The sequence below is a fragment of the uncultured Nostoc sp. genome, from assembly GCF_964245445.1.
GTDB lineage: Bacteria > Cyanobacteriota > Cyanobacteriia > Cyanobacteriales > Nostocaceae > Nostoc.
Genome location: NZ_CAXTNE010000042.1, coordinates 1 through 6,736, shown reverse-complemented (window position 1 = coordinate 6,736; position 6,736 = coordinate 1). Strand labels below are relative to the sequence as shown.

General features: G+C 37.7%; 9 protein-coding genes. 6 read left to right on the top strand and 3 right to left on the bottom strand.

The window, feature by feature from the left end; genetic code table 11:
• The first annotated feature begins 98 nt into the window (after positions 1–98).
• The 4 genes from rplM to prfA all read left to right on the top strand — a co-directional run bounded on the left by rplM (position 99) and on the right by prfA (position 2,588).
• Positions 99–560 carry a 50S ribosomal protein L13 gene (gene rplM / locus ACFE90_RS10075; protein WP_229483378.1) on the top strand — a complete coding sequence of 154 codons (462 nt, stop codon included), beginning with the start codon at positions 99–101 and terminating at the stop codon, positions 558–560.
• On the top strand, positions 560–976 hold the full coding sequence (rpsI, locus tag ACFE90_RS10070; protein WP_012410698.1) for a 30S ribosomal protein S9: 417 nt from the start codon (positions 560–562) through the stop codon (positions 974–976). The genes rplM and rpsI overlap by 1 nt, the downstream gene beginning before the upstream one ends.
• Before the next feature lie 168 nt (positions 977–1,144).
• Positions 1,145–1,387 carry a 50S ribosomal protein L31 gene (gene rpmE, locus ACFE90_RS10065; protein ID WP_375500058.1) on the top strand — a complete coding sequence of 81 codons (243 nt, stop codon included), beginning with the start codon at positions 1,145–1,147 and terminating at the stop codon, positions 1,385–1,387.
• Between the two features lie 103 nt (positions 1,388–1,490).
• On the top strand, positions 1,491–2,588 hold the full coding sequence (gene prfA, locus ACFE90_RS10060) for a peptide chain release factor 1 (protein WP_322665900.1): 1,098 nt from the start codon (positions 1,491–1,493) through the stop codon (positions 2,586–2,588).
• Positions 2,589–2,597: 9 nt separating this feature from the next.
• On the opposite strand, the gene ACFE90_RS10055 is transcribed toward prfA, so the two are convergent.
• The gene (locus tag ACFE90_RS10055; RefSeq protein ID WP_375500056.1) at positions 2,598–3,044 is read right to left on the bottom strand and encodes a hypothetical protein; all 447 of its coding nucleotides are present in this window, start codon (positions 3,042–3,044) and stop codon (positions 2,598–2,600) included.
• 240 nt (positions 3,045–3,284) lie between these two features.
• Between ACFE90_RS10055 and ACFE90_RS10050 the strand changes: the two genes are divergently transcribed.
• Positions 3,285–3,647, top strand: coding sequence for a helix-turn-helix domain-containing protein (locus ACFE90_RS10050; protein ID WP_094328443.1), 363 nt, complete (start codon positions 3,285–3,287; stop codon positions 3,645–3,647).
• Positions 3,648–3,722: 75 nt separating this feature from the next.
• The gene (locus tag ACFE90_RS10045) at positions 3,723–4,181 is read left to right on the top strand and encodes a DUF29 domain-containing protein (RefSeq protein ID WP_375500111.1); all 459 of its coding nucleotides are present in this window, start codon (positions 3,723–3,725) and stop codon (positions 4,179–4,181) included.
• 52 nt (positions 4,182–4,233) lie between these two features.
• Here the strand turns inward: ACFE90_RS10045 and ACFE90_RS10040 are convergent, their stop codons facing one another.
• Complete coding sequence (locus tag ACFE90_RS10040) at positions 4,234–4,971, bottom strand: type I restriction enzyme HsdR N-terminal domain-containing protein (RefSeq protein WP_375500054.1); 738 nt, start codon at positions 4,969–4,971, stop codon at positions 4,234–4,236.
• A gap of 91 nt (positions 4,972–5,062) precedes the next feature.
• Entirely contained in the window at positions 5,063–6,655 is a 1,593-nt protein-coding gene (locus ACFE90_RS10035; protein WP_375500052.1) for a hypothetical protein, read from the bottom strand.
• Positions 6,656–6,736: the final 81 nt, after the last annotated feature.

The window sequence follows — 6,736 nt, the reverse complement described above, 5'->3', positions numbered from 1 at the left end:
TTAGTCATTGGTCATTAGTGAATAACAAAAGACAAAGGACAAAAGACAAAAGACAATTGACTAATGACAAATTAAAAATGACAAAGGACAAATAACAAATGACAACAGTTAAAACATACCTTCCTTCTCAAGCATCCCTTGAGCGTGAGTGGTACATAGTAGATGCCACCGATAAACGCCTCGGTCGTCTCGCCAGCGAAATTGCCCAGGTTTTAAGAGGCAAAAAGAAACCCGAATACACACCCCACCTAGATACAGGTGACTTCGTAATCGTTATTAATGCCGAAAAAATCGCAGTTACAGGCAAAAAGCGCACTCAAAAGCTTTACCGTCGCCATTCTGGTCGTCCTGGTGGCATGAAAACGGAAACTTTCGCTAAATTGCAACAGCGTATACCTGAGCGAATTTTAGAACAGGCTGTTAAAGGTATGCTACCTAAAAATAGCCTGGGTAAGCAGTTGTTCACCAAGCTGAAAGTCTACGCTGGGCCTACACATCCCCACGATGCTCAAAAACCTAAAGAACTAAAAGTTAGTACAATTCCTGGAGAAGAAAATTAATGGTAGTAGCAGATGCCAATAGCGGTCGCGCCGTATACTGGGGCACTGGCCGTCGTAAGAACGCAGTAGCACGGGTGCGCTTGGTTCCAGGCACTGGTCAACTGACTGTGAACGGTAAAGATGGAAACTTGTATTTCCAATTTAACCCCAACTACCTGGGAGTCATCAAAGCACCCCTGGAAACTCTGGGACTAGAAAATGAATATGACATTTTGGTGAAAGCAGAAGGCGGCGGCTTGACTGGACAGGCTGATTCTGTTCGTTTGGGAGTTGCTCGTGCTTTGTGCCAACTAGACCCAGACAACCGCCCACCTTTGAAAACCGAAGGTTACTTGACTCGCGATCCGAGAGCAAAAGAGCGGAAAAAATATGGTTTACATAAAGCCCGGAAAGCGCCTCAGTACTCTAAGCGATAAGCGATTGGGGACTGGGTACTGGAGATTAGGTATTAAGAATTGAGTCTTAGGAAAAGTCCGTTGTTTACATCTTTCCTAGTGCCCAATCCCTAGTCCCTAGTCCCTAATCCCTAGCTCCAATTGAAACCTGAAAGTTATAATTGATATAGATTCATCACAAAAAGAACAATGGCTAAAGCTGATATTCACCCCAAGTGGTATCCAGAAGCTAAAGTTTACTGCAACGGTCAAGTTGTTATGACCATTGGCTCTACCAAGCCAGAATTGCATGTAGATGTTTGGTCTGGAAATCACCCATTTTACACCGGCACTCAGAAGATTATTGACACTGAAGGTCGAGTAGAGCGCTTCCTCCGCAAGTACGGCATGAGCAGCACTCAAACATCTGGCGACGATCAAAACAAGAAGTAGCGGGTTGGCTCTGCTGTTAACGACGGCCCTGCATCAGCTGGGTCGATTTTCATTTATATGCTCGAGCCAATTTGTTATTTTTTAAGGAGCGATCGCACTCGTCATGGCTGAATCATACTTACTGGACAAACTAAAATCCGTTGAACAAACTTTTAATGAATTAACACGTCGTCTTGGCGACCCCGATACCGCTAGCAATCCTGATGAGTATCAAGAAATTGCTAAGTCTCGTTCTTCTTTGGAAGAGGTAGTTAATACTTATGAAATTTGGAAAACAGCCCAAGAAGACTTGATCGGAGCGCGTCAGGTTTACAAAGAATCTGCAAGTGACCCAGAGTTGCAAGAAATGGCATCACTGGAAGTAAAAGAACTTGAAGAAAAAATAGAACATTTAGAGTCTCGGTTGAAAGTCTTGCTGCTACCACGCGACCCCAATGATGAAAAGAATATCATGTTGGAAATTCGCGCTGGTACTGGTGGCGATGAAGCAAGCATTTGGGCTGGCGATTTGATGCAGATGTACACCCGCTATGCCCAGACTCAAGGTTGGAAAGTTTCTCTAGTTAGCGAATCTCGAGGAGAAATGGGTGGCTGGAAAGAGGTCATTCTAGAAATTAAAGGTAATGACGTTTACAGCCAGCTAAAGTTTGAAGCTGGAGTGCATCGTGTGCAGCGTGTGCCGGCAACTGAATCTGGGGGACGGGTTCATACTTCCACAGCTACCGTGGCGATTATGCCAGAGGTTGATGATGTGGAAATTCACATTGACCCGAAAGATATTGAAATGACTACAGCCCGTTCTGGTGGTGCTGGTGGACAAAACGTCAACAAGGTAGAAACAGCCGTTGACTTGATGCACAAACCAACGGGAATACGCATTTTCTGTACAGAAGAACGCAGCCAGTTGCAAAACAAAGAACGGGCGATGCAAATTCTGCGGGCGAAGTTGTATGAAATCAAGTTAAGCGAACAACAAGAAGCTGTTACTTCCATGCGGCGATCGCAAGTTGGTACTGGATCGCGATCGGAAAAAATTCGCACTTATAATTATAAAGATAACCGTGCTACTGATCATCGGTTAGGTCAGAATTATTCCCTTACCCCTGTTTTGGATGGTGATTTAGAGACACTTATCCAGTCTTGTATATCTCTAGACCAACAAGAACGTCTCGCGGAGTTAGCGACTTCTGCCGCTAACTAATTTTTGTTGCTAAATATCCTGTAAAACCACTTGTTGTACTGTTGCTTTTAACACAGACAAGTGGTTTTGTAATATCGTGTGAAGTGTATCTTCTATTTCATTGGGATAATGGTAATAAGCAAATTCGTACTTCATAACGTAATTTAGCTTCGCCCATTCCTTCAGGGTTTGACAGGTATAAATTAATTTCTCTACTTCCTTTTGCCAACGCGCAAAAATCCGGTAGCTAAAAAAGCTGCTGCATATATTGCCTTTTACATCCCAGTAGGAAATACACACTTGATGTTTCAGAAGGTGGATTTTTTTGATTTGCTTAACATCGTAGCCTTTAACTTTTAAAGCTTCTTTGGTTTCTGCCTTAGAAATGTTCCACTGTTCTGGTTTAATTTTATTAGTGGCTATAAGGTTTTTACCTTTGCGGCGATATTGGTTAATTTTGCGTGGCTTGCGAAACATGATGCACCTTCGATATTATTTCTTCGCAGCAAAGTTGAGCTACTAGCACAAGCGCCGTAGCAAACTAAGTTTTTTGGGTTGATTAAAGATAAATGGGTTATTCTACTAGCTTGATGCCTGTAGTTGCCGATTTCCAACCAGAGATATAGTCTAGTACTAAAACACAAGGCTGTCAATATAAAAGTAAACTTGTAATATTGAAAGTAAACTTGTAAATACAGTTGGCTAGCTATATAAGCAGTGAAGATCGAAAGCAAACAAAAACTGATTGAAATCATTAAATTAGCTCGCGGTTCAATGAGTCAGCGAGCCTTTGGTAAGCTTTTGGGAGTATCTGCTACTGCTGTTCAGATGTGGGAAAAAGGTGTGAAAGTGCCAGATACGGAAAATTTGGCTCGAATCGCATCGAAAGCAGGCTACACAATGGAAGAGTTAATTAGCTGCATTGATGGCAAGCCAATTCCAGAAACCTCAGATTTGAGTCTGATTCTTAGACAAATCCAGCACATGCCTTTGGCCCAAGTGGCTCAAATCGTCCAAGCTGCGGCAGAGAGATTGGCGGCTGTGGCTGAAGCATCTGGGGATGAAGCAAAAGCAAGTTGAATATTTGTTCAGGATTGAATTTAAATCATCAAACTAGCTCGTGGTTTCTTGCTGTCAAGATTCAACTCTATGGATATGGACAAACCTTTTTTGTACGATCGAGACTTCTATGGCTGGACACAGCAGCAGGCTAAAGCGTTAGAGCAGAGGCTAGTTATGGAACTAGACTGGCAACACCTGCAAGAAGAAATTCAAGCTTTGGGGAGACAGGAGTATCGGGAACTCGTGAACCGTTTGAGTGTATTACTTGGTCATCTCTTGAAGTGGGAGTATCAACCCGAACAACGCTCTCGCAGTTGGTTTTTAACAATTCGAGAACAGCGTCGCGCCATCCACAGACATTTGCGACAGAACCCCAGCTTAAAATCTCGAATCGAAGAAGCTTTGTTAGATGGCTTTGAAGCGGGAGTCGATTTGGCGCTACAAGAAACTAACTTACCATTACGAACTTTTCCAGAGCATTGCCCGTATTTATTTGATGATACGATCGCAGACAATTTTCTGTGCGATACTCGTCAAGACTGGGAAGGATAATTACTACTATTTTCCTTACAATCATTTGTTACTTGGAGACAAGTTATATTTGTCAATAAATAATAGAAACTAGCTTTTCAAAATCTTGAAAATCACAGCTTTGCTGTTTTTTAGTATCTTGAACATATACATCGTAGTAGAGCTTGTTGTCTTGAAATTTGAAGAAAGATCCTACTACGGGTAACTGCTCACCTTTAAGTCTGAAAACTATTCTGTTAAGTTTATATTTTCCATATTGATTAACAAGATAAATAAAGCTATCAAAACTTCCATTTACAGCTTTTTCAAATTCTAGTAGATTTTTATCTAATTTATTAGAACTTTGCAAGATTAAAGGTAGTATATCTTCAAGACTATTAAGATTATTACTCGTAAACACTGCGTCTTTTTTTATATAAGCAATAATTTGATGATAATTGTATAAAATACCAATTTCTGAACAAGATTTTTTTAGGTATCTTTCAATCTGCTTCTGATGATTACGCAAATTTTCTTCTTCTCGCTTCACTTCCACAATCATTAGAGGAGGACAATATGGTTTAAAATATTCATTTTTTACAGTTTTATATAGTTCTATATCATGATAATCAGATTCCACTTTGATATCAATTTTGCTTGGAAATAATCCACTTTCATTTACCAAAAAGTAGATAAATAATTGTCTAACTTTTTCTTCTGGTCGTCCATCTAGAACAATTTCCCTGCCTTTAATCAAACACGTTGTATATTCTGCATAGTTTCTCTTATATATATTTAGTTTTCTAGATATTTCTTCACTTAAGCTAGTCATAGATAGTTAGATTGATTTATAAACTGGTTCTAGGGACGCAATATTATTGCATCCCTTATTATTTTCCATGCAATTTTAAATTGCTTTTTGTCTATTTTTCTCCAAAGAAGCTTAATATTTTAGTAACTAATTCTGCCCAATACTGTCCTGCTTTAATCTCTAAAAATATATTTAAGCTTTGCTCAGTTTCAAGTTCGTACTTCAATGTCCTACATACGTTCTGTGTATAGTTTTCACCTGGAAGCTGTACCCTACCCTTTTCCTTAATTAAAGCCGTCCAAAATTCAGATTCTTCGCTTTGAGGTGATAATTTTCTTATAGCTTCATATTGAATTTTTACACCTACTTCACTTATAAAATTGTCATAAAATGAGTTAAATTGTATGACTAATTCAGGGATAAGTGTTTTTAAAGATTCATTTGCAGATGTAAGCTCATTAAGGATGTTTTCTAATTCATGTTTTGCTTCTTTGGTAAACTTCTTCAACATTTCATCTTCATTTATTCCCTCAGTAATAACCCTCATATCGTAATATATATCTATATTTCTTGGCTCATAGTAACCGAAGTTTCTATGAATAGCATGTTTAGTGTTCCATGCCCGATAAACAGTACGATAATATTCAATATATTTATCAATAAAATCTTTGTAAACAAAACTAGGTACTCTCTTAGTCAAATATCGTAAATTCTTTATATTATGAATAGCATTTTCAATTACCTTTATTTCTAATTTTGTCAAAGCATCACCATTTTTTATTCTCGTAAAGCTTTCTTTGATATCCTTGATTTCTTCTAATAAAATTTTCTGTCTACGTTCTACTACACTTGCGATAGCTTCAATCAATTCATTTTTATCTGCTTGTACATCTTCTTCACTATAAATGTCAGTATTTAGTTTGACTACATCATTACGATAGTATCTCAAAGCATCATAGAACAAAATATTTTCCAGGAAAAAATCTAGGTTCAAATGCCTGAATGTAGCTTGAATCTCTTCTTTTCTGATTTGAATTCCTGTATCATAATCGCCATCACATCCATGAACTTGTTCAGGTTCATTTTTGTGAGGTAATACCAAAGTTACAAATCTATGATGAAAATCTTTTGATTTAGATGTTAGATGATAGCCTATTAATTTACTAATATTAGCTTCAGGAGCAGCATTAAAGGGAGTTACAAAGAGACAGATGGTATCCTGATTATCAATATATTTCTGCAAGTCTTTACGAATTGGATTTTCATCAAGTCCTTTAGTATCTACAACTGAGTCGAACTGAGACAAGTTTGAACCAGATAAAACATCATAGCTTACATAAAGATATATTTTTCTTGGAATAGCAAACTCTTTTAACTCAACATTATTAATGGCAGCAAAGGTATTTTTTATCCATTCTTGCTCGTTTTTTTGATTATCAAATTCTATCTTATTGTTATTTATAGATTCAAGCTGTGAATTATTCAAGGCAAATTTTTTAAACTCATCTAATCCTAATTTATCGAATTCTTCCTTAGCTAGATCAATGTTTTTTACTTCATTATTAATTGTTGGATAGCGTAACTTCATTTCTATAACATTTCTAATAGCCCTTTCAATTTCTTGAGAAATAATTATTTTCTTATCTGGGTTAGTATTATCTTTGTCTGCAATATAATCGCAGAATTCAAAAATAAGATTCTCCATTTCATCAACTGTATAAGGTTCTATCTCTATATACAGCGTATTTGAGGTTTATGAGGTACAGTAACAACAATTAGTAAACCA

Bases quoted from the DNA above. Each gene is read 5' to 3' on its own strand.
- rpsI (WP_012410698.1), top strand. From the start codon at position 560: ATGGTAGTAGCAGATGCCAATAGCGGTCGCGCCGTATACTGGGGCACT.
- rplM (WP_229483378.1), top strand. From the start codon at position 99: ATGACAACAGTTAAAACATACCTTCCTTCTCAAGCATCCCTTGAGCGT.
- prfA (WP_322665900.1), top strand. From the start codon at position 1,491: ATGGCTGAATCATACTTACTGGACAAACTAAAATCCGTTGAACAAACT.
- ACFE90_RS10045 (WP_375500111.1), top strand. From the start codon at position 3,723: ATGGACAAACCTTTTTTGTACGATCGAGACTTCTATGGCTGGACACAG.
- ACFE90_RS10040 (WP_375500054.1), bottom strand. From the start codon at position 4,971: ATGACTAGCTTAAGTGAAGAAATATCTAGAAAACTAAATATATATAAG.
- ACFE90_RS10055 (WP_375500056.1), bottom strand. From the start codon at position 3,044: ATGTTTCGCAAGCCACGCAAAATTAACCAATATCGCCGCAAAGGTAAA.
- rpmE (WP_375500058.1), top strand. From the start codon at position 1,145: ATGGCTAAAGCTGATATTCACCCCAAGTGGTATCCAGAAGCTAAAGTT.
- ACFE90_RS10035 (WP_375500052.1), bottom strand. From the start codon at position 6,655: ATGGAGAATCTTATTTTTGAATTCTGCGATTATATTGCAGACAAAGAT.